This is a genomic window from Alteromonas alvinellae (assembly GCF_902705805.1).
The window spans coordinates 1-941 of sequence record NZ_CACSIH010000190.1 but is presented as its reverse complement, the minus strand read 5'-3'; the positions used below and the strand labels follow the sequence as shown (position 1 = coordinate 941).

Here is a 941-nt window from a genome sequence, read left to right as displayed (position 1 = left end):
GTTCTTTAAAAATTTAGACAAGACAATCTGTGTGGGCACTCGTTAAGAGTGTCACAACGACGATTCATATTTCGATATATTTAATTGAAGAGTTTGATCATGGCTCAGATTGAACGCTGGCGGCAGGCCTAACACATGCAAGTCGAACGGTAACATTTCTAGCTTGCTAGAAGATGACGAGTGGCGGACGGGTGAGTAATGCTTGGGAACTTGCCTTTGCGAGGGGGATAACAGTTGGAAACGACTGCTAATACCGCATAATGTCTTCGGACCAAACGGGGCTTCGGCTCCGGCGCAAAGAGAGGCCCAAGTGAGATTAGCTAGTTGGTAAGGTAACGGCTTACCAAGGCGACGATCTCTAGCTGTTCTGAGAGGAAGATCAGCCACACTGGGACTGAGACACGGCCCAGACTCCTACGGGAGGCAGCAGTGGGGAATATTGCACAATGGGGGAAACCCTGATGCAGCCATGCCGCGTGTGTGAAGAAGGCCTTCGGGTTGTAAAGCACTTTCAGTTGTGAGGAAAAGTTAGTAGTTAATACCTGCTAGCCGTGACGTTAACAACAGAAGAAGCACCGGCTAACTCCGTGCCAGCAGCCGCGGTAATACGGAGGGTGCGAGCGTTAATCGGAATTACTGGGCGTAAAGCGCACGCAGGCGGTTTGTTAAGCTAGATGTGAAAGCCCCGGGCTCAACCTGGGATGGTCATTTAGAACTGGCAGACTAGAGTCTTGGAGAGGGGAGTGGAATTCCAGGTGTAGCGGTGAAATGCGTAGATATCTGGAGGAACATCAGTGGCGAAGGCGACTCCCTGGCCAAAGACTGACGCTCATGTGCGAAAGTGTGGGTAGCGAACAGGATTAGATACCCTGGTAGTCCACACCGTAAACGCTGTCTACTAGCTGTGTGTGTCTTTAAGACGTGCGTAGCGAAGCTAACGC

At 50.9% G+C, this 941-nt stretch carries 1 rRNA gene; it reads left to right on the top strand.

The features are described 5' to 3' along the window. Positions 1-81 precede the first annotated feature (81 nt). Positions 82-941, top strand: a 16S ribosomal RNA gene (locus tag ACX5KA_RS13895); the annotation flags it as partial.